Origin of the sequence: Paenibacillus faecalis (assembly GCF_900289175.1) — a bacterium.
GTDB classification, from domain to species: Bacteria; Bacillota; Bacilli; order Paenibacillales; family Paenibacillaceae; genus Paenibacillus_AQ; species Paenibacillus_AQ faecalis.
In genome coordinates, this window is sequence record NZ_LT985747.1 from 3,011,814 (window position 1) to 3,033,118 (window position 21,305).

Genomic DNA, 21,305 nt, shown 5'->3' on the forward strand with positions numbered 1-21,305 from the left:
TTACCGCTCTCCCATGACATAAACCTCAGGTACCAAATGTATTCCGTTTTTCTCAGCTATGGTTTCCTGAACCTTCTTCATCAGGGCGAGCACGTCCTCTGCTGTCGCTTGACCGGTGTTTTCAATGAAATTGGCATGCTGAAGGGAAATTTCCGCGCCTCCGATTCGAAATCCTTTGAGTCCCGCCGCCTCTATCAAACGTGCGGCATGATCACCGGGTGGATTTCGAAATACACTACCGGCGGTGGCGGATTGAAGCGGCTGGGTACGCCGCCGGCGGTCCTTATAAGACGCCATGGCTGCTGAAATCTCCTTCCGGTCACCATGCTGGAGTTGGAACACGGCCCGAAAAATGATTCCTCTCCTGTCATGCAGGACAGAATGACGATAATCAAACTCCATATCTTCCACAGCATAGTGAACCAATTCACCTGTCTCCAGTACAATGTCAGCGGACTTAAATATGCGTGACACATCAGACCCGTGGGCACCGGCATTCATATATACAGCCCCTCCGACAGACCCGGGTATACCTCCGGCAAACTCCAGTCCTGTTAAACCTTTTTTAGCGGCCAGAACGCTAAGTTTAACAAATGACATGCAGCCTCCGGCTGTGACCAGGTCGCCATCAAAGACAACCTCGTCAAATCCCTGTCCTAGCTTAATAACGGCCCCGCGTATGCCTTTGTCTGATATAAGCATATTGGACCCGCGCCCAAGCTGTATCCATGGAATATTGTGGGTGTGGAGGATATTTGTCAGTTCTGCCAACTGTTCCATTGTTTCCGGGACAATCAGAACGTCGGCAGGACCGCCTATTTTCCAGGTTGTATATTTAGCCAGCGGTTCGTTCTTGAATATAGCTCCGACATTAGATTGCGATAACTGTAACTCCCACTCCTGCATCTTGCAAAACCTCCCTTGACTTCAAAACCGAAAAGGCCATTCCCCGGCTTGCGAAGAGATGGCCGCTGTTGGATGATACCGGCCTCTTGGGTGAGATTGTCACGATTATAGAGTATCTTATGTAGACCCCTGTAGGTGTGTGACAATCGCCCAGCCGTTTTAGCGGTTGTTCATCAATCGGCGTATTTCATTAACAATGACAGCGGCCGAATCGGGTTTGCCAAGCAAACGTGAGGCTTCGGACATGGAAGTCATCGTTTTGGGATCTCCCATAATTTCTTCGATTCGGGAAAAAAGGGTTTCGGCAGTCAAGTCTTTTTCCAAAATCATTTTGGCCGCTCCAGCGCTTTCCAACTGACGGGCATTAGCCTCCTGATGATTATTCGTCACATTCGGAGACGGGATAAGCACAGAAGGGATTCCAAGCGAGGTGATCTCCGCTAAAAATGATGCGCCCGCCCGATTCACGATCAATGAAGTCGAGGCAAGCACCTCCGGCATGTTGTGTACATAAGGAACGATATGAAGGTGGTTCGGCATCGTCCCCAGCTGGCTGCGTACAGCTTCACGGGTTCCCTCGAAATATAAGTCCCCGGTAACATATACAAAATGTACGTTCGGCAGTTTTGGCAGCATCGGGGCCATGTCAACCATCGCTTTATTGATTGCTCTGGCTCCGCGGCTTCCTCCCACAACAAGCACAACGCGGCTATTCATCGGAATACCGAGCGAGGCGAATCCCCGCTCCCGGTTGGCCGATTGAACGGTGGTTGCCCGGGGATTACCGGTATATATCACTCTTTTGGCCTTGGGGAAAGAACGCTCCGAGCCTTCAAAACTGACCGCAACGGTAGAGGCATAGCGGCTTAAAAACTGATTCGTTAATCCAGGAATCGCATTCTGCTCGTGAATCATCGTCGGAATGCCAAGCTTAGCGGCAGCATATACGACAGGACCGCATACATACCCTCCAGTGCCGATGACTACATCCGGCTTAAAATCAGCAAGCATTTTTTTACTTGCCGATACCCCTTTTAAAAAACGCAACACCGTCTTAACATTATCGAAAGATATCTTCCGCCGAAAGCCGGTGATATCGATACTCTTGAACGGAAGATTTTCTTGAGGAACAAGCTTGCTTTCGAGGCCGTTCTCTCCTCCGATATATAAAAAAGCGGCTTTGGGCTCTTCCGCTTCACATTGTCTGGCTATAGCGACGGCGGGGTATATATGCCCCCCCGTACCGCCGCCGGTTAATACGACACGCACGCCGTTCACCTCGCATAACGGGATATATTTAATAAAATGCCTAGAGCGGTCAACATCAGCGTCAGAGAACTTCCTCCATAACTGATCAGCGGGAGCGTTATACCGGTTACTGGCATCAGTCCGATTACAACTCCGATATTAATAATGACCTGTATGGCAACCATACCAATGATACCGACAGCGAGCAAACTTCCAAAGCTGTCGTTTACGGTCACAGCCACTCTCATCCCCCGCCACACCAGGGTAAGGAACAAAAGAAGCACAATCAAACCGCCAATGAATCCAAGTTCCTCGGCAAGAATAGCAAAGATAAAATCAGTTTGGGGTTCAGGAACATAACTGTATTTCTGACGACTCATTCCGAGGCCCAGGCCGCCGAGACCGCCCGGTCCGATCGCATAAAGAGATTGAATGATTTGATAGCCCGCTCCAAGCGGGTCGGACCACGGGTCCAAAAATCCGGTAATCCGCTTCAGCCGATATGGTGCAGCTAGGATAAGACCGACAAAGCCTGCAGCCCCGCCCAAAGCAAGAAATCCAAGGTGCTTCATGCGTGCCCCGGCTGTAAATACAATCATGAGCGCAGCCCCAAGCATCACGGCCCCTGTTCCAAGATCAGGCTGGAGCATGATCAAGCCGAAAGCCAATCCGATCAATCCCAGCGGCGGCATTAATCCCTTGGAAAAAGAAGTGATGTCGTAGTCGTCACGGCTGAGCCACTTGGATATAAACAGAATCATACCCAGCTTCATAAATTCGGATGGCTGAATACCAAACGAACTGATTCCCAGCCAGCTGCGCGCACCACCGCGAACAACCCCAATGCCAGGGATCAAAACGATCACCAGCAAAACAAAACAGATCAACAATCCAAGCTTCGCATATTTTTTCCATACGCGAAAATCCATGTTGGCCGTAAAATACATAGCAGCAAGACCGAGACAGGCAAATAACAGCTGCCGCTTCACAAAATAAAACTGATCTCCGTAATCATGAAAAGCGAGGACGGACCCCGCACTATAGACCATAATAATTCCGATGGTCAGCAGAGCCAGAATACAAATCAGGAGCCATAAATCGGGCGCCGGACGGTTCTTGTTCATGAAGAGGCCACCTTTAGCATACGAAGTAGGGGCTTATCCACCCCCCTACTTACAGATTATGCACCGCCTCTTTAAAAATGCGTCCACGTACCTCATAAGAAGAAAACATGTCCCAGCTGGCACAGGCAGGCGAAAGAAGTACGATATCCCCCTGCTCGGCCAAACCGGCAGCCTTCTTTACGGCGGCAGTGAGTGCAGCGGCGGCGTCCTCATCATTATCGACGAGGATGATTTGCTTTAACCCAGCCTCTTCTGCCGCTTTCGCTAATTTTTCCTTCGTTTCACCAAGAAGCACCACCGATTTGACACGTTCTTTAAGGATAGGCACAAGTTCCTCATAATCGGAGCCTCTGTCGAGCCCCCCGGCGATAAGAACGATCGGACGCGTAAACGAAATCAGCGCCATGCCCGTAGCCTTGGCATTTGTTGCTTTTGAATTATTATAGTAAGAGACTCCATTGATATCCTTAACAAATTCCAGACGATGCTCAACTCCCCGGAATTTTTCCAGGGGAGCTGCAAGCGCCGAAAGATCCGCGCCCGCGGCAATAGCGACCGCACATGAAGCAAGAGCATTTTCAACATTAAATTTGCCTGGCAAACCTATCTTGTCTACCGGAATGATCTCATGGGTGAAGCCTTTGTCGTCCGTATAAACGACCATACGGCTCAAATGATCTTCCACACCGGGCAAGTATGGCGGAACCACATGCACACCTTCCCGAAGATGCTCATTCATCGAAAACGGCAAAATATGTGCTTTAATATAAGGCACGAGGCTCCGGCATACCGGATCATCCCAGTTCAAAACAGCGGTATCTTCGGCCGTCTGATTGCTAAACAGCTTGGCCTTGGAGGCGACATAGTCGTCCATTTCGCCATGGTAATCCAGATGGGTCTCCGTCACATTCAGCAGACAGGCTATCTTAGGACGGTAATCCTCCGTCCCTTTCAGCTGGAAGCTGCTTAGCTCTGCGACCATCCAATCGTCCTCAGACGCTTCCATAGCAGCTTGAGAGAGCGGTGTTCCGATGTTCCCGGCGACGATCGGCGACATCCCGGCTGCTTTCAACAATTCACCAACCCATGTTGTCGTCGTCGTCTTTCCATTCGAGCCGGTAATCCCTATCATAGGTGCGCTGCAAAGATGATAAGCTACCTCTACTTCCGTCACAACCGGAATTCCAAGTTCCTGTGCCTTGAGAACGGGCGCAACATGATACGGAATGCCTGGGTTTTTTATGAGCAGCGATACACCCTCATGTATCAATCCTTCAGGATGTCCTCCGCATACAACGGAAATCCCCAAAGCTTCGATCTCGGAAGCTTCGGGGCATTCTTCCCGTTCTTTTTTATCATTAACAGTAACGAGTGCTCCGGCATTATGCATCACTTTGGCTACCTCGACTCCGCTTTTGGCCAGTCCCAATACAACAACTTCTTTATTCCGGTAAAATTCTGGATGTTTCATCTTTACAACCCCTTGTTAATAAAAAGTCCCAGACCCGCCAGCACAAGACCTACAGCCCAAAATGTAATAACGACTCGCCACTCCGACCAACCGGACAATTCAAAGTGATGGTGGATCGGACTCATTTTGAATATACGCTTCCCTCTTGTTTTAAAAGAAACTACCTGAAGCACGACCGACAGCATCTCAATCACAAACACCCCGCCGATGATTAGAAACAGCAGCTCGCTCTTCGTTACGATGGCAATGGCTCCAATGGCCCCTCCGATTCCAAGCGAACCTGTGTCCCCCATAAACACTTTAGCCGGGTGCGCGTTAAATACGAGAAACCCAAGCACAGCTCCGATCATTGCCGCCGCACAAAAAGCGGCTGCAAACGAGGTCGATTGAATCGCTATAAGCGCATAAGCTCCAAGGGAAATCGCACTGACTCCTGATAACAACCCGTCAAGACCGTCTGTAAAGTTGACCGCATTACTGATCGCAAGCATCATAAGAACGATAAACGGATAGTAGAACCATCCGCCCCAATCGAATGCAAAGCTCGTTCCGGGGATGCCGATCGCTGTACTGTGGCCATTTGAAATCAGCAGCCAGCACATAATGCCGGCAAACAAAAGCTGTCCCAACAGCTTTTGGCGCGCCGTCAGTCCTAAAGAGCGTCGAAACACGATTTTTATATAATCATCCAAAAATCCGATCAGACCGAACCCGAGTGTTCCAACAAGCAGTACATAAAAATTGGTATCAACCGGTGAAAATTTTACAAAAGTTAAAGTAAAGGCCAGTAAAATGATAACTCCGCCCATCGTAGGCGTCCCCGCTTTTTTCAGGTGACTTTGCGGACCATCGTCCCGAACCTGCTGACCAAATTTCATCCGGCGAAGCAGCGGTATAAGCAGCGGAGCGGATATAACAGCAAGTACGAACGATACGCCGATCGTCAGCAATAACAGTTGAAAGTCCATGAAAATCACCCCCTTAAATCGTTGTCACGGCTATGCAAGCTTTTTAGTGCTTCCACAACGTCTTCCAGTTTCATGCCTCGCGAGGCTTTGACCAATACAACATCTTTATGAGTTACTTCTTTCGTTATGCTCTCGATCAGCGCCGCCTTATCTGTAAAAGCCACTACCTGTCCCTTCGGCAGACGGGATTTAGCAGCTTCCGCCGTATACGTAGACAGTGGACCATAAGTAAACACCATATCTACCTTGTCAGGTGAGATGTACTGCCCGATTTCCGCATGAAACTCCTGTTCACGAGGTCCCAGCTCAAGCATGTCCCCGAGAACGGCAATTCGCCGACTGAAGCCTTTAATATCACCCAATACATCCAGAGCAGCCTTGACCGATTTCGGACTTGCATTATATGCATCATTCAGCACCGTTACCCCATGTTCGGTTTCAATGCTTTCGATACGCATGCTAGTCAGACGCAGACCTGCCAAACCTTCCCGGATCTGTTCCTCACTAAGTCCATAATGCTCGGCAACTGCTAGCGCAGCCAAAGCATTAACTACGTTGTGACGTCCCAGCAGAGGTAAACTGAAACCTTCACCGGGATGACGATCAGAGGTAAAGATCATTCCCTTGGCATGAAACATCATGCCTGTCGGGTAATCATCATTGTCTTCCCCTGTCCCAAAGGTGAATGTTTGAAGCCCCTCGGGCTTTTTCGTTTCTGGTTCGGCCAGCACTTGGGTGATCAGCGGTTCATCCCCATGATGTATTAAAAGTCCACCCGGCTTCATTCCGCTAATGATTTCCAGTTTAGCGCGAGCGATTTCCTCTCTTGAACCAAGCTGAAGCATATGCGCCTCGCCTACATTAGTGATAACCGCAATATCCGGCCGAGCAATGGAGGACAGCAGCTCAATCTCATGGCGTCCGCTCATTCCCATCTCCAATACGGCGATATCGGTTTCTTCCGGCATGGCGAGAACCGTTAACGGAAGCCCGATCTGATTGTTGAAATTCCCTTCTGTTTTATGGACTTTATATTTCGTTTCAAGCAAGGAAGTCACCATATCCTTGACGGTCGTTTTACCGTTGCTTCCGGTAATGCCCACAACCTTGACTCCAGTCTCTTTCAGATAGGAAGACGCCAGTGACTGCAAAGCCTCCAGCGTATCTTTAACGATGACAACCGGTCCTTCAGGCGGTGTACCGTGATCCTCCTGCCACAGGAACGCTCCAGCACCAGCCTCCAGCGCCGGAACAACAAACTGATGGCCGTCAAAACGTTCACCGACAAGCGGAACATACAAGCTTCCGTGCCGGACTGTTCTTGAATCCGTGCTGACTCCTTGAATGATAACTTCTCCATCTTGTTTACGAATAAGCGCACCGCAGCACATGGCTGCGATGCTTTGCAATGTTTTTTGGATCACAATTGTCTGCCCCTTATCGCTTCTTTTGCAACGATGCGGTCGTCAAAATCAAATACTTTTCCCGCAATCAGTTGATAGGTCTCATGACCTTTCCCCGCAATCAATACTACATCTCCCGGGCTTGCCATTTCAATAGCCTTTTTAATAGCTTGCCTGCGGTCAACGATGAGATGATAACGATTCTCGGATACACCGTCCTCCAGCAGCCCTGCCTCGATATCCTGCAAGATCTGCTCAGGCTCCTCCGTTCTCGGATTATCAGATGTAACAATGACGATATCACTTAGTCTGGCCGCGATCTTTCCCATGATCGGGCGCTTGCTCTTATCACGGTCGCCGCCACAGCCAAATACGGTTAGCACCCTGTTCTGAGCAAACTCCTTGATGGTACAAAGTACGTTATCCAGACCATCCGGTGTATGGGCATAATCCACAATCACTGCAAAGGGCTGCCCTGCATCAACCGTTTCTACCCTGCCTTCTACCCCAGGTACGGATTCAAGACTTTTTTTAATGTCTTGCAGCGGAATATTTTCAAGCAGCGCGCAAGCAATCGCCGCCATCGTATTATACACATTGAATTTTCCGATCATCTTTATGGAAATATCTGTGCTGCCTCGAAAAGTATCTACGTAAAACGAAGTTCCTTGTGCTGTAATGGCAATGCCGGATGCACGAACATCCGCTTTCTCGTCCAAGCCATATGTAATGACTTCAGCTGCCGTCAATTTCGCAAATTGTCCGGAAGCTTTGTCGTCCGCGTTGAGTACAGCGTATTTTCGCTGTTTTTCTTCCTTGGCAAAAGCATTCCCGAGTCTGGAGAAAAACAACCCTTTAGCCCTTTGATAATCCTCGACCGAGTTGTGATAGTCAAGATGATCCTGGGTCAAATTCGTAAAGACAGCCGTCCGGAAATCCGTTCCTTTTACACGGCCCTGTTCAAGAGCATGGGAGGACACTTCCATGACACAAAACTGCGTACCTGTCTGCGCCATTTCATAAAGGCTTCGCTGAAGCTCCAGTGCCTCCGGTGTCGTTCCCGACATAGGGAATGACCTGCCGTCATACTTCATTTGAATCGTACCGATTAATCCAGTTTTCAACCCATAATCACTCAAAATTCTATCAATAAGATACGTCGTCGTTGTTTTTCCATTCGTCCCGGTCACTCCGATCATCGTCATGCGCTTGCTGGGCTGGCCATAGAATCTGTCAGCGAGCGCCGCCATAGCGAACCGGCAGTCCTTCACAACAACTTGCGGAAGTAGAATGTTGAGTGTTCGGTTTACAACAAGGGCCACCGCACCGTTCTCCTTTGCCTCAGCTGCATAATCATGTCCGTCCACCGTATGGCCCGGCAAACAAAAAAACAAATCTCCGGGGGTCACTTTTCTGGAATCAGTCTGAAGTCCGGTAACATCAATGTCACCATCGCCAACAATAACAGCTGCGGCCAAAACGGATGTCAACTCGCTCAGTTTCATCGTCATCCCTCCAAATATACGCGAGTAGCTTCAGCATCCTTACCTTCGCAAAACGGATGATGATGCTAGTGTTTATGCTCGCCTTCAGATGAATCGTTCCCCATATAGATCCGGATCGTTGATCCTCGCTCTACCCGGCTTCCCGGCTTCGGTGCCTGATTGATGACTGTGTTGCCTGTTCCCGATTTAGCTAGCATAAAGTTCATATTCAGATCTTCATACAGCTCCTGAACCGTGGCACCCACCAGATCGGGTACAGTAACCATCGGCGTCTCGCCATACTTATATTCCCGTGGCAGCTGATCCTTTCGCTGCGGAACCTGCATGTAGTGCAGCGAATCTTCCAATATGTTCTGTACAATCGGCGCCGCGACAACGCCGCCAAACTGAATTCCTTTCGGATTGTCTACCGCTGTATAAACGACAATCTGCGGATCATCTGCCGGTGCAAAGCCGATAAAGGATACGATATGCTCTGTCGATGAATAGCGTCCATTAATAACCTTTTGAGCTGTACCGGTTTTGCCACCAACCCGATAGCCATCAATAAAAGCGGGGCGCCCGGTTCCTTTGGCTACGACACTTTCCAGCGCTTCCCGCACTTGTTTGGACGCCTTCTCGGAGATGACCCGCCGCTTAGGCTCTTTTTCCACCTCGTCAATGACCTCTCCGGTCTCAGGATGTATCCACGCTTTAGCTACGTTCGGCTGATACAAGTTCCCGCCATTAATAGCGGCAGATACCGCAGCCACCTGTTGGATCGGTGTAACGGAAACCCCTTGGCCAAATGCTGTTGTAGCCAGCTCAACCGGGCCAACTCTCGACAGTTTGAACAAGATTCCGTTTTCCTCTCCAATTAAATCTACGCCTGTCTTTTCACCAAAGCCAAAATCACGGATATATTGGAAAAGGGACTCCTTGCCCAGCTTTTGACCGAGTGCCACAAAACCCGGGTTGCAGGAGTTTTGAACGACTTCCATGAACGTCTGGCTTCCGTGCCCCCCCCTCTTCCAGCAGCGAAGCCTTGCCCCGCCAACCTCAACAGCACCGGAGTCAAAGAAGTGATCGTTTTTCAAGTTCACTTTTCCCTCTTCCAATGCCGCTGCAAGTGTGATGATTTTAAACGTGGACCCCGGCTCGTATGTCATCCAAATCGGAAGATTTCGGTTATAGATTTCCGGATCATATTCCTGATAATTTTCCGGGTTAAATCCGGGTCTGCTGGCCATCGCTAAAATTTCCCCGTTCTTCGGGTTCATCGCGATAGCCCAGCTGGCATTCGCCTGGTATTTCACCATAGCCTGGTCCAGCTCTCGTTCCATGATAGACTGAATCGACTTATCAATCGTTAGTTCCAAATGCAGCCCGTCCTTCGGCTCCACATACTTCTCGGATGACCCGGGCATTAGCCGACCGCCTGCATCTGACAAGTAGGAGATACTGCCATTCATCCCCCTAAGCTTGTCATCATATTTTTTCTCAGTACCGGTCAGGCCCTGGTTGTCAATACCTGTAAAGCCAATAATATGGGCCGCAAGCCCACCATAAGGATAGTGACGCTTATTATCCTCTGCAACAACGATACCCGGCAGCTTCAAATCACGAATTTCCTGAGCCAGCTCCATCGTAATTTTTCGTCCGCCGGGTTTAATTCGTTCAACCATGGACCCTCGCTTCGTAATCATCTTCTTCACTTCGGCCTCGTTCATGCCCAGCTTCGAAGCCAGTAACATGGCTGTCTTATCCGGTTCTTTGATTTGAGCCGGAATGGCCATGATGGTCGGCGTGCTGATATTCGTAACTAACGCTTCTCCGTTACGGTCCCGGATTTCTCCGCGCTTTGCAGTAAACGGAATATTACGGCGCCAGGATTCCTCGGCTTTAGCGGACAGCTCTGCACCTTTTCCGAGCTGGACGTAGGCAAGCCGCACTACAAGCGCAGCAAACAGCAGAAACAATACCAACAGGGCCCAGAGCAGCCTTCTCCGCTGAGATATCTTGGATACTTTCACATGTTTCCCTCCCCTACTTGAACCCGTAAGCTCATGAATTTCCGTCTATCACATGAGTATTCGGGACAATCAGGGGTTAGAACAAGCTATTCCTTACCGTTTTTTTCATTCGCTTTGGCACCATCGGATGAGGAGGATTTATCCTTCTTTACAGTATCCTCAGCAGGCTTCAGCGTCAGGTAAACTACACGTTTACCGTTCTCAGTACCTTCCTTCTGGTCAACAACATACCCTTCGCCTTGTACATGCACCTTCACCTTCATCAAGTTAAGAACCTCCAATGCATCCCGCAAAGATTCTCCCCTGAGATCAGGTATTTTCATCTTGTCGTTCTCCTCCGTCAGCAGATAGATCCTCTGACCAGCCTCAATCGGTTCATTGGCTGGAGGATACTGCTGTTTGACCGTACTTCCTTTCCCTAGGGTCTCAAAAACAAACCCTTCTGCGAGCAGTTTCGTTTTAACCTCGCTAACCTTCATTCCCTCCAGCTTAGGTGCTTTACGCTCCGTTGAAGCGGAAGAGTTGTTTTTTTCACCCGACTTTTCCTTGGATTCGTTTTTGGGTATACCCCAGTAATTCAAAGTTTGGGAAACGATTTTTTGAAATACAGGCGCGGCAGCCTCTCCGCCTCCTGCTTGCACATTCGGCTCGTCAATGATGACATATACCGCGATTTTCGGATCGTCTACAGGCGCATACCCGATAAAGGATGCAACGACCTTGTTCCGGTCTCTGTAATCCCCTTTTATCGCTGTTCCGGTTTTACCGGCTACGCGGTAACCATCGATGTATGCTAGCCTACCACTACCATGCTTCTGGTCAGCAACAACCTGCTCCAGGTACTCTCCGGTTTCTCGTGCAGTCTCGGGAGAGATAACCTGACGTACAACCTCAGGTGCTATTTTTGTAATTTCACCTGTATTCGGATCTTCAATTTGCTTGACGATTTGCGGCTTCATCAGCTTCCCGCCATTAGCTACGGCTGAAACAGCTGCAATCTGCTGGATTGGCGTAACGGAAACCGCATAGCCATAAGGAACGGTCGAGATGTCGATATCTCTTTCCATATTCAACTGACCGACTACTTCACCGGGAAGGTCAATATCTGTCTTTTCATTAAATCCAAATGCATTAATATATTGTTTCAAACGTTCTTTCCCGAGCATTTCATAACCGAGTTTGACAAAAGCTACGTTACTGGACCGCTTCACACCCTCGAGATACGTAATTTCTCCCCATCCCCATGGGACGACATCATAATGCGTTCTGCCACCTGCACGAATGGAACCTGACATATATTTCGCCTCAGGGTTAAATAAATTTTCCTCGATTGCGCTGGCAAGGGTGACGATCTTGAAGGTGGAACCGGGCTCATACGTGGACATGACCGCATGGTTGTAAAAATTCGCCATATCAGGCGTATTCCAATACTCATTCGGATCAAAGGTCGGCATATTCGCCATGCCTAAAATTTCCATTGTATTTGGATCTGCTGCGATAACGGTCATGCTGAGCGGGTTATATTTCTCATATGCTTCACGCATGGCATCCTCGATATAATACTGGATCGTGTCGTCGATCGTCAGCATAAAATTTTTCCCATTTTTAGCGGGCTTGTAAACTTCATCAGCCGAAGGAACCCTTACCCCCTTCTTGTCACTCTGATATTTGGCAAAGCCATCCTCGCCCTTCAGTTCATTATCAAAATATTTTTCAAAGCCGTCCTTGGCGACTCCATCACGATCCGTGTACCCCAGAACATGCGCAGCCAAGGTGTTTTGCGGATAGACACGCTTCTTGTCCGTTATAATTGAAATCCCGCTATCCGGCACTTTGCCCTCAGCTCTAAGCTGACTTTCCAGCTCATCCCTCAACTGTACAATTTCATTCTTCTTATCTTCATTGACTTTCCAGCCTTCAAGGCCGATTTCCCGATAAACGTGATATTCCCCTTCTTTATTCTTCGCTCTTACAATTTTCCGAAGCTCTTCTTCGTCTTTATTCAACACCTTGTTAAGACCCTTTACAACCTCATCCTCCAAACCATTAGCTTGAATCACTCTCGGATTTACAGCAATTGTATATGCCGGGGCATCCATCGCCAGTACATCGCCATCGCGATCCGATATCGTTCCCCTCGAAGCTGTAATGGTCTCTTGACGGCCAAAGTTATCTAAGGCTTTCTCTTTCCAGAAGTCATTATCAATGACCTGCAGCCAGAAAATCCGCCCAATCAATAAAAGAAAAAAGAGGGTAATCACTCCCCCTATCAGCAATGTACGCAGTTTGATTTTTTTAATCATCGGTCCAACCTCACTATACTTCTAGTTTTGTCCCGACGGTACACTGGATTTATCCGCTTTGCCAGATGGCATAGGAACGTGTATCGCATCGCCTTTCTCAGCTTGAACATATCCCATTTCCTTCGCTTTTTGAGCAATCCCCATCTCTAACGTCTGCTTTTCTACTTGAAGTGTTTCTATATTTTTGTTCAGCGTATCGATTTCTCGCGTCGTATTCTGAATCTGACGGTTGAGATCATAAACTTTTACATGGCTCATTCCAACCCAGCCCATAACTGCAACAACAAGCAGCACGGACACCAGGTAAAGCAGCTTCTCTTTTTGGGGCAGCTGAGAACGGCGTTTAACGACGGTCGTTTTCTCGACATACTGAGACTGCTGTTGTTTCTGTCTCTCTTGAACGGCCAAATTGCCGCGTGTGTAAGCCATGGCTGAATTCTCCTTCACTTTGGTATTTCTTAGCTAGGTTCTAACTTTTCTGCAATACGCAATTTAGCTGAACGTGCGCGGGGATTCTGCGCTAACTCCGATGCGCTTGGAGCAATCGGTTTTCGATTTACAAGCTTCAATGTTCCTTGTCCTCCACCGCAAACACACATGGGAAAATCTGGTGGGCAAGTACATTTTGGTATATAACTGTTAAAGATTTGCTTACAAATCCGATCCTCAAGTGAGTGGAATGTAATAACAGACACTCTTCCTCCAGGTGCAAGGCAGTTTATCGCTTGATGCAGCGCATCCTTAAATGCACCGAGTTCATCATTAACAGCGATTCGCAGTGCCTGAAAGCTCCGTTTCGCCGGATGTCCTCCCGTTCTGCGAGCTGCAGCCGGAATTCCTTCTTTAATCATATCGACCAATTGCCCAGTCGTCTGAATGGGACTATTTTCCCGCCTTTCACAAATGACCCTGGCAATTCGCCTTGAAAATTTCTCCTCACCATACTCGAACAAAATTCTTGCGATTTCCTGCTCTGGCCATTCGTTCACGATATCGGCTGCTGTAAGCTCTGCGGATTGATCCATCCGCATATCGAGCGGCGCATCGTGATTATAGCTAAATCCTCTCTCCCCCTCATCAAATTGCGGCGAAGAGACGCCCAAATCAAACAGAATACCGTCAACATGGAAATGGCCATCCTCGTCACGACCGACTTGGCTGCGGAGAACCTCCTCCAAATCGCGAAAATTTGTCTTGACCAGGGTAACCCTATTTCCATATGGCTTCAGAACCTCTTTAGCATTGTTCAGCGCCCAATCATCCTGATCAAGCGCGATCAAGCGGCCCTCTGAACCCAGTTTGGAAGCGATCAGCGAGCTGTGGCCCGCCCCTCCCAATGTACAGTCAACATATATACCGTCTGGTTTGATGCGCAGCCCTTCTACCGCTTCTTCTTTAAGCACCGTGATGTGATGAAACAAGCTGCAGCCCTCCATAATTTTCTACTTAGTTCCAGCATATGATTGTGGTGTAAGTACCTGCTGGTGTTTTATTACAGGTCAAAATCAAAGTCGACCAGCTTCTCAGCGATGTCATTGAACGCTTCTTCTGATTGCTGGTAATACTTTTGCCATTGCTCTTTGCTCCAAATCTCCACTCGATTCGAAACGCCGATAACAACACATTCCTTCTCAAGCTTCGCAAATTCACGCAAATTGCCCGGTAAATTTACCCTTCCCTGTTTATCCCATTCACATTCTGCTGCACCAGAGAAAAAAAACCGAGTAAACGCACGCGCGTCCGACTTCATGAGCGGGAGGGATTTGAGCTTTTGTTCCATGATGGCCCATTCTTCAGTGGGGTATACAAAGAGGCACTGGTCCAATCCGCGGGTGATAACAAAAGAGCTGCCAAGGAGATCCCTGAATTTTGCAGGAATCGTGATCCTTCCTTTATCGTCGATGCTATGCTGAAATTCCCCCATAAACATCTGGCACTCTCACCCCTTAACCCCGATTCCCCACTTTGCACCACTTTCCTCCACTTTAGAATAATAGATTCGTCATCAAGAATCAAATTCCTTCAAGCAAGCTATTCTTTTTTTCACAAGTACACTATGTTCTGGCGCAGGTTCTGAAATAAAAAAAGAAGCTGTCCCAAAGAGAACAAAATCTCCTTATCGGACAACCTCTCAATAATCGAATCAAAGTGTAAAGTTTAATGCGGTGACCAGCTGTTGAGATAAGACTTTTGCTCTTCACTCAATTCGTCAATTTCTATCCCAAGACTTTCGAGCTTATACCGCGCAACTTGTTCATCTAATTCATAAGGGACATTGACAACCTGATTGCCAATGTTGGAGTATTGGTCATTTACATATTTCAGCGAAAGCGCCTGAAGCGCAAATGTCATATCCATGATTTCAGCAGGATGCCCGTCTCCTGCCGCAAGGTTGACCAGACGACCTTCAGCAAGCAGGTAAATTTTACGTCCATCTTTCAAAAGATATTCTTCGATATTTCGGCGTACTGTACGAAAAGATTGTGAGCGAGCTTCCAAATCCGGTTTGTTTACTTCAACATCGAAATGGCCCGCATTGGATAAGATCGCTCCATCCTTCATCACGTCATAATGCTCTCCGCTGATCACATCACGGTTCCCGGTCACGGTAACAAAGAAATCGCCATGCTTCGCCGCTTCTTCCATCGGCATCACACGGAAACCGTCCATATAGGCTTCTACTGCCTTGATGGCATCGATCTCGGTCACAATCACGTTTGCTCCCAGTCCCTTGGCTCGCATCGCAACCCCTTTACCGCACCAGCCGTAACCGACAACGACTACAGTTTTACCCGCGACTACCAGGTTGGTTGTCCGGTTTATTCCGTCCCATACCGACTGTCCTGTACCGTAACGGTTATCGAACAAGTACTTGCAGAACGCGTCGTTCACTGCAACCATCGGAAACTTCAGAGCCCCTTCTTTCTCAAGCGACTTTAAACGAAGGATGCCCGTTGTTGTCTCTTCAGCCCCTCCGCGAATCCCCTTCAGCAGTTCAGGGCGCTCCGCATGGAGAATCGTTACCAAATCACCGCCGTCATCAATCAGAAGATCAGGCTTAGTCTCCAATGTGCGAAGCAGCAGCTCCTTATATTCCTCCGGCTCAGGGTCATACTTCGCAAAGACGGTAATCCCATCCTCCACCAAAGCTGCACACACATCATCCTGTGTCGACAGCGGATTGCTTCCTGTAACCGTCACCTCAGCACCGCCAGCTTGAATTACTTTTGCCAGATAAGCCGTTTTCGCTTCAAGATGCAATGAGATCGCAACCTTCAATCCTTTAAACGGCTGCTGCTGTTCAAATTGCTGGCGAACACGACTCAGCACGGGCATATGTGCCTCTACCCAATCGATTTTCAAATGTCCTTCCGGCGCCAGCTTCAAATCCTTGATAACGCTACTCTGAATTGCTGGTGAACTCATAATACGGCCTCCTTAATATATGAAAAATAATACATTAAACAACATTCTTATTAAGCACAGCATTCAAAACTGTCCTTGAAATCAATAATAGATGGCCCGGTGAATACCCGAGTTATCATAAGGAATGGACATAAGATCATCCAGCAGCGACATTCCGTATCGATTCAGATAGTAGAAAAAGTTGTATACTCTCTCCTGCGGCCTGCCTAGCGGAACGAGAGACTGCTCTATTAGTTCCCACTGCCTTAGTGAAGCATGATGCTGCTGTTTCAGAGCCTCTTTCGTCTTATTCAGCAAAAAGTCCATTTGAGCCAGTATTCGTTCTTTATTGCTTTCTCCTAAATTTAAAAGTCCTGGCTGTATCCGACTCAAGTCCTGAATTAAAGGCTCATAAAGTCGGTTGAAAGACTCTTTGGTTTCGCGGAAACGATAGTCCAAATCAAATTGATCTTGAGCCGAAAGCCACGCTTGCCGCTTGCTTTCCAGATTTACACATATATCCTGGAAAGTCAAATTGTATTTCTCCATGTACTTTCTGGAGTTATGTTCAACTATCGTAAAAGACAGCCGAGGTATAATCAACGGCATTTCAAGCCCCATTTCAGCAAAAGCATAGCGCGTAATCGCCCAGTACGATATTTCTCCCTGCCCCAAAACGGTTCCCAAAACAGGAAGCAGGCTGTCTTGCATTAACGGCCTTGTAAGCACATTGTTGCTGAAACGCTCTGGATGCCGTTCCAATTGTGCAAGCAACTCAGTTTCTGTCATGGAGACAAGGCCTCTTCGATCTGTAAAAATCCCATTTTCCCGAAATAGCAACAGCCGCTTGTTCTCAAACAAATAAAACAGGTTTGCTCCATTTACAGGAACATCCGCCTGCAGTTCATAACCAAGGCCCACAATATCACGAGCAGCTAACTGGTATGAATGACCTAGATATTCATTTTGTTTAATCATTTTTTCAAAAACAGATGATTCCAAAGACCTAAGTTGTGGATCGGCAGAATCTAGAAGCACAAGTCCATATTTGCCAAAAAGCGCCCCCATCAGCTTGGCGAATGCATCGCTAAGCCCGGTAGACGTCTCGACTGAACGACGAAGTAAATCCATCATACCCGGTTTGAATTCACTGTCCTGAAGTAAATTCTGAAAAGTATCCAGCGCCTCTTTCCATTGTTCCTGCGCAACCGGTGTAAGGCTTACAGACGTCCGTGAATCTTCGTCACCGTCTATTTTTATTTTGGTCACCTCAAGATTCGCTGTCAACATGTATGTATGGTTTGCTTCATCCCAGTCATGATCTTCACCGGCAATCCAGAACACAGGAATGACAGGCCTTCCTAATCTTTGCTCAGCCTCACGCGCTGCCTGAATAATCGTCATCGCCTTATATACAACGAGCATCGGACCGGTCAACAAACCGCTTTGCTGTCCTCCCGTAATGACGAGAGTTCCGTCCTGCTCCAATAAATCCAATGATTGATGTACCGCCTTATGCGGATTATATCTTTCATTATATAAGCGAAGACTGGCAACCAGCGCTTTACGGTTAATCCGGTTCTCTTCGGTAGAATCCAGCCATTTCACGCGCTTCTCCCAGCTGCGCTGATCACGATAATCCCCTCCATAGAAACCGCTCACACGTTCAAAGCGATCTATGTAATCCCGCGCCAGACGCGAGCCGCCGGATAAGGGCTCCGGAACTATATTCATGAGGTATGCCTCCTATTCTGCTTCAAACCTAAGCGGGCAGCTTACTTTATTAAAGCCCTTATTGAATTGTACCGAAAGATGCTATTCCCCGTCAAAGGAAAACAGTTATTTTCAAGCATAAACGGCTTTGCTGTCTTTAACAGACACTGCTTACGTTTCGCGAGGAAATCCAAGATTAGAGAATCGTGCCAAACTTATATTTTCTTAGATTTTCAAAAACAACCAGGCCATCCAAAGATGTATTCCTCGGATGACCTGGTTTTTACTTTTTTTAGGAAGATGCCCTTATTTAATAATCAACGTTCAGGACACCCATATTGTTATTTCTTTAAGCGTAGGCTTTGGCTACCCAGTGTCCTTTCGACACCTCAACCAATTCGGAGTCTTTCTCATTGAGGACTACAGTCCCATCTTCACCTTTAGCTGCAGAAATTGGACCGTCTGTATCATTTTCCAAAACCATACGTTTCTTGTTGGCTTCAATTTCCGGATCTGGGATCGGAATCGCCGACAACAGCGCCTTCGTATATGGATGGATAGGGTTCGCATACAGCTCTTCACTTTCTGCAAGCTCTACCATCTTGCCCAGGTACATAACTGCAACACGGTCACTAATATGCTTAACCATGGACAAATCATGCGCGATAAAAAGGTATGTCAAACCAAGACGGTCCTGCAAGTCCTGAAGCAAGTTGACTACCTGTGCCTGAATGGACACATCCAATGCCGAAATCGGCTCATCACAAATGATAAATTTAGGATTTACCGCGAGCGCGCGAGCAATTCCGATCCGCTGACGCTGACCACCTGAAAATTCGTGCGGATAGCGTGTCGCATGGTCACTGTTCAAGCCAACCATATCCAGCAGTTCTTCAACACGTTTCTTCCGTTCAGCCCGGCTGCCGGCCAATCCATGGATATCCAGCGCTTCTCCGATAATATCCGTCACCGTAAACCGTGGATTCAATGAAGCATACGGGTCCTGGAAAATCATCTGCATATCACGGCGCATCGCCTTCATTTTTTTCGGCGGCAGCTTATAAATATCTACTCCATTGAACGTTACACTTCCAGCCGTAGGTTCATACAAACGAAGAATCGTCCGCCCAGCCGTTGATTTTCCGCAGCCGGATTCACCTACCATACCAAGTGTTTCGCCTTCACGGATATAGAAATTAAGATTATCTACCGCTTTAAGAATATTGCCTTTACCAACATTAAAATATTTTTTTAGTCCTTTTACTTCAATAAGCTTGTTGTCCTTCATGACGACTGCTCCCCCTTTGCCATCGGATGAAGGTTCCAGCAGCGTGCCATATGCGTATCGCTGAACTCTGTTGCCCCCGGATCAATTCGTTCACAAATTCTCATCGCCTCATCACAGCGGGCACAAAACGGACAGCCCAGCGGAGGTTTAATGAGATCGGGAGGTGTTCCGATAATCGGAATAAGCGGCTCATCCTTTTTCTGGTCCAAACGCGGCATGGAACGAAGTAAGCCCTTTGTATAAGGATGCTGTGGGTTCTTGAAAATCTCCCACTTCGTGCCAGTCTCAACAACCTCACCGGCATACATTACGATAACCCGGTCACACATTCCGGCTACAACGCCAAGATCGTGTGTGATCAGAATAATCGATGTGCCCAGTCTCTCCTGCATTTCTTTCATAACATCCATAATCTGAGCCTGGATCGTTACGTCAAGCGCAGTTGTAGGCTCGTCCGCAATCAACAGGGAAGGTCTGCACGCAAGTGCAATCGCGATCATCGCACGCTGACGCATACCGCCTGAAAATTCATGCGGGTACTGATTGAAACGTTCCTCCGCATTTTTGATGCCGACCATTTTGAGCATTTCAACGGCTTTTTCCTTCGCTTCGCTGGAAGACATCTTTTGGTGTTTTGTAAGCACCTCAGTAATTTGCTTACCTATTTTCATAGTAGGATTCAGGGAAGTCATCGGATCTTGGAATATCATCCCAATATCTTTGCCGCGAATCGCTTCCATTTGTTTATTGCTTTTCTTGAGAAGGTCTTCCCCTTTAAAAAGAACTTCTCCTTTTTTTATTTTTGATGGAGGGGACGGAATCAGACGCATGATCGTCTGCGCGGTAACACTTTTACCGCTGCCAGATTCACCAACAATGGCAACCGTCTCTCCTTTTCCAACTTCAAAACTTACGCCGCGAACAGCCTTCACTTCACCGCCGCGTACGTTGAATGAAACGTTAAGATCTTTGACCTGCAAAATCGGCTCCATATCTTCCCACCTCCTATTTTTTCAATTGTGGATCCAGTGCATCACGCAAACCATCACCAAAAATGTTAAATGCAAGCATCGTCAAGCTGATAAAGAGAGCTGGGAACAGCATCCGCCAAGGATAAACCATCCAGCCGGACAAAGCATCGTTAATCATAGAACCCCAGGATGCAACCGGTGCTTGAACACCCAGTCCAAGGAAGCTCAAGAAAGCCTCTGCGAAAATAGCATTCGGTACAGTCAGCGTCAACGTAACAATGATCGGACCCAGTGCGTTCGGAATCAAGTGACGGAACAGCAGTCTTGGCGCGCCAGCTCCCATGGAACGTGAAGCCAGTACATACTCCCTGCTCTTCAGCTTCATTATTTCTCCTCGCACAATCCATGACATGTTGATCCATCCGGTTATCGTCAAGGCAAGTATGATCGTACCCAAACTTGGTTCAAATACAACCAGCAGCAAAATCGTAACCAAAAGATAAGGGATCGAATACAAAATTTCAGCAAATTTATTCATAAATTCATCGACACGGCCGCCAAAGAAGCCCATTACGCCGCCGTAAATGACACCAATAAGAAGGTCAATTGCCGCCGCCGCAAGTCCGACAGTCAAAGAGATCCGTGCGCCCATCCATGTACGAACGAACATATCACGTCCCAAATCGTCGGTGCCGAACCAATGTTCCTTGGAAGGAGGTGCATTCGTATTCATGAGATCATTTGTATCATAATCATAATTCGAGATCATCGGACCAATAATAGCCATAATAATGATTAATATAAGAATGATCAGGCCTGTCATTGCCAACTTGTTCTTACGCAATCGTTCCCATGAATCCCGCCAAGAGGACAAACTTTCACGCTGAATGACTTCGGATTGTTTCTCATCCACGCCGATCTTTTGGAAATCTTCAGGCTTCAGGTTTTGTGCCGCGGGATTCGACATCATCTGATCTGTATTCATAGG

General features: G+C 47.8%; 17 protein-coding genes. All 17 read right to left on the reverse strand.

Going from position 1 to position 21,305, the window contains the following annotated elements; translation table 11 throughout:
* Nucleotides 1–906 carry a UDP-N-acetylmuramate dehydrogenase gene (gene murB / locus C8268_RS14350; RefSeq protein ID WP_106768305.1) on the reverse strand — a complete coding sequence of 302 codons (906 nt, stop codon included), beginning with the start codon at nt 904–906 and terminating at the stop codon, nt 1–3.
* Nucleotides 907–1,065: 159 nt separating this feature from the next.
* Nucleotides 1,066–2,175: an undecaprenyldiphospho-muramoylpentapeptide beta-N-acetylglucosaminyltransferase gene (murG, locus tag C8268_RS14355; RefSeq protein ID WP_106768306.1), complete on the reverse strand. Its 1,110-nt coding sequence runs from the start codon at nt 2,173–2,175 to the stop codon at nt 1,066–1,068.
* Nucleotides 2,176–2,180: 5 nt separating this feature from the next.
* Nucleotides 2,181–3,278: a stage V sporulation protein E gene (spoVE, locus tag C8268_RS14360; RefSeq protein WP_106768307.1), complete on the reverse strand. Its 1,098-nt coding sequence runs from the start codon at nt 3,276–3,278 to the stop codon at nt 2,181–2,183.
* Between the two features lie 49 nt (nt 3,279–3,327).
* Nucleotides 3,328–4,749, reverse strand: coding sequence for a UDP-N-acetylmuramoyl-L-alanine--D-glutamate ligase (gene murD / locus C8268_RS14365; RefSeq protein ID WP_106768308.1), 1,422 nt, complete (start codon nt 4,747–4,749; stop codon nt 3,328–3,330).
* 2 nt (nt 4,750–4,751) lie between these two features.
* On the reverse strand, nt 4,752–5,717 hold the full coding sequence (mraY, locus tag C8268_RS14370; protein ID WP_106768309.1) for a phospho-N-acetylmuramoyl-pentapeptide-transferase: 966 nt from the start codon (nt 5,715–5,717) through the stop codon (nt 4,752–4,754).
* A gap of 5 nt (nt 5,718–5,722) precedes the next feature.
* Nucleotides 5,723–7,141, reverse strand: a complete 1,419-nt coding sequence (locus C8268_RS14375; RefSeq protein ID WP_106768310.1) for a UDP-N-acetylmuramoyl-tripeptide--D-alanyl-D-alanine ligase — start codon at nt 7,139–7,141, stop codon at nt 5,723–5,725.
* Nucleotides 7,138–8,625: a UDP-N-acetylmuramoyl-L-alanyl-D-glutamate--2,6-diaminopimelate ligase gene (locus C8268_RS14380; RefSeq protein WP_106768311.1), complete on the reverse strand. Its 1,488-nt coding sequence runs from the start codon at nt 8,623–8,625 to the stop codon at nt 7,138–7,140. Before C8268_RS14380 ends, C8268_RS14375 begins: the two co-directional genes overlap by 4 nt.
* Before the next feature lie 65 nt (nt 8,626–8,690).
* Nucleotides 8,691–10,637 (reverse strand): stage V sporulation protein D, encoded by a 1,947-nt coding sequence (locus C8268_RS14385; RefSeq protein ID WP_106768312.1) that lies wholly within the window; start codon nt 10,635–10,637, stop codon nt 8,691–8,693.
* A gap of 86 nt (nt 10,638–10,723) precedes the next feature.
* Entirely contained in the window at nt 10,724–12,940 is a 2,217-nt protein-coding gene (locus tag C8268_RS14390) for a penicillin-binding transpeptidase domain-containing protein (protein ID WP_106768313.1), read from the reverse strand.
* A 21-nt stretch (nt 12,941–12,961) separates the two neighbouring features.
* Nucleotides 12,962–13,369: a cell division protein FtsL gene (locus tag C8268_RS22970; RefSeq protein ID WP_106768314.1), complete on the reverse strand. Its 408-nt coding sequence runs from the start codon at nt 13,367–13,369 to the stop codon at nt 12,962–12,964.
* A gap of 29 nt (nt 13,370–13,398) precedes the next feature.
* Nucleotides 13,399–14,361, reverse strand: coding sequence for a 16S rRNA (cytosine(1402)-N(4))-methyltransferase RsmH (gene rsmH, locus C8268_RS14400; RefSeq protein ID WP_106768315.1), 963 nt, complete (start codon nt 14,359–14,361; stop codon nt 13,399–13,401).
* A gap of 71 nt (nt 14,362–14,432) precedes the next feature.
* Nucleotides 14,433–14,870 carry a division/cell wall cluster transcriptional repressor MraZ gene (gene mraZ, locus C8268_RS14405; RefSeq protein WP_106768316.1) on the reverse strand — a complete coding sequence of 146 codons (438 nt, stop codon included), beginning with the start codon at nt 14,868–14,870 and terminating at the stop codon, nt 14,433–14,435.
* A 227-nt stretch (nt 14,871–15,097) separates the two neighbouring features.
* The gene (locus tag C8268_RS14410; protein ID WP_106768317.1) at nt 15,098–16,366 is read right to left on the reverse strand and encodes an adenosylhomocysteinase; all 1,269 of its coding nucleotides are present in this window, start codon (nt 16,364–16,366) and stop codon (nt 15,098–15,100) included.
* A gap of 81 nt (nt 16,367–16,447) precedes the next feature.
* Nucleotides 16,448–18,079, reverse strand: coding sequence for a bacillithiol biosynthesis cysteine-adding enzyme BshC (gene bshC / locus C8268_RS14415; RefSeq protein ID WP_106768318.1), 1,632 nt, complete (start codon nt 18,077–18,079; stop codon nt 16,448–16,450).
* Between the two features lie 328 nt (nt 18,080–18,407).
* Nucleotides 18,408–19,346: an ABC transporter ATP-binding protein gene (locus C8268_RS14420; protein WP_106768319.1), complete on the reverse strand. Its 939-nt coding sequence runs from the start codon at nt 19,344–19,346 to the stop codon at nt 18,408–18,410.
* The gene (locus C8268_RS14425; RefSeq protein ID WP_106768320.1) at nt 19,343–20,338 is read right to left on the reverse strand and encodes an ABC transporter ATP-binding protein; all 996 of its coding nucleotides are present in this window, start codon (nt 20,336–20,338) and stop codon (nt 19,343–19,345) included. The genes C8268_RS14420 and C8268_RS14425 overlap by 4 nt, the downstream gene beginning before the upstream one ends.
* Nucleotides 20,339–20,351: 13 nt before the next feature.
* On the reverse strand, nt 20,352–21,302 hold the full coding sequence (locus C8268_RS14430; RefSeq protein WP_106768321.1) for an ABC transporter permease: 951 nt from the start codon (nt 21,300–21,302) through the stop codon (nt 20,352–20,354).
* Nucleotides 21,303–21,305 lie beyond the last annotated feature (3 nt).

Coding starts and splice junctions, on each gene's coding strand:
- murD (WP_106768308.1), bottom strand. CDS start 4,749: ATGAAACATCCAGAATTTTACCGGAATAAAGAAGTTGTTGTATTGGGA.
- mraY (WP_106768309.1), bottom strand. CDS start 5,717: ATGGACTTTCAACTGTTATTGCTGACGATCGGCGTATCGTTCGTACTT.
- C8268_RS14420 (WP_106768319.1), bottom strand. CDS start 19,346: ATGAAGGACAACAAGCTTATTGAAGTAAAAGGACTAAAAAAATATTTT.
- C8268_RS14410 (WP_106768317.1), bottom strand. CDS start 16,366: ATGAGTTCACCAGCAATTCAGAGTAGCGTTATCAAGGATTTGAAGCTG.
- C8268_RS14390 (WP_106768313.1), bottom strand. CDS start 12,940: ATGATTAAAAAAATCAAACTGCGTACATTGCTGATAGGGGGAGTGATT.
- spoVE (WP_106768307.1), bottom strand. CDS start 3,278: ATGAACAAGAACCGTCCGGCGCCCGATTTATGGCTCCTGATTTGTATT.
- murB (WP_106768305.1), bottom strand. CDS start 906: ATGCAGGAGTGGGAGTTACAGTTATCGCAATCTAATGTCGGAGCTATA.
- C8268_RS14425 (WP_106768320.1), bottom strand. CDS start 20,338: ATGGAGCCGATTTTGCAGGTCAAAGATCTTAACGTTTCATTCAACGTA.
- C8268_RS14430 (WP_106768321.1), bottom strand. CDS start 21,302: ATGAATACAGATCAGATGATGTCGAATCCCGCGGCACAAAACCTGAAG.
- C8268_RS14380 (WP_106768311.1), bottom strand. CDS start 8,625: ATGAAACTGAGCGAGTTGACATCCGTTTTGGCCGCAGCTGTTATTGTT.
- C8268_RS22970 (WP_106768314.1), bottom strand. CDS start 13,369: ATGGCTTACACACGCGGCAATTTGGCCGTTCAAGAGAGACAGAAACAA.
- mraZ (WP_106768316.1), bottom strand. CDS start 14,870: ATGTTTATGGGGGAATTTCAGCATAGCATCGACGATAAAGGAAGGATC.
- bshC (WP_106768318.1), bottom strand. CDS start 18,079: ATGAATATAGTTCCGGAGCCCTTATCCGGCGGCTCGCGTCTGGCGCGG.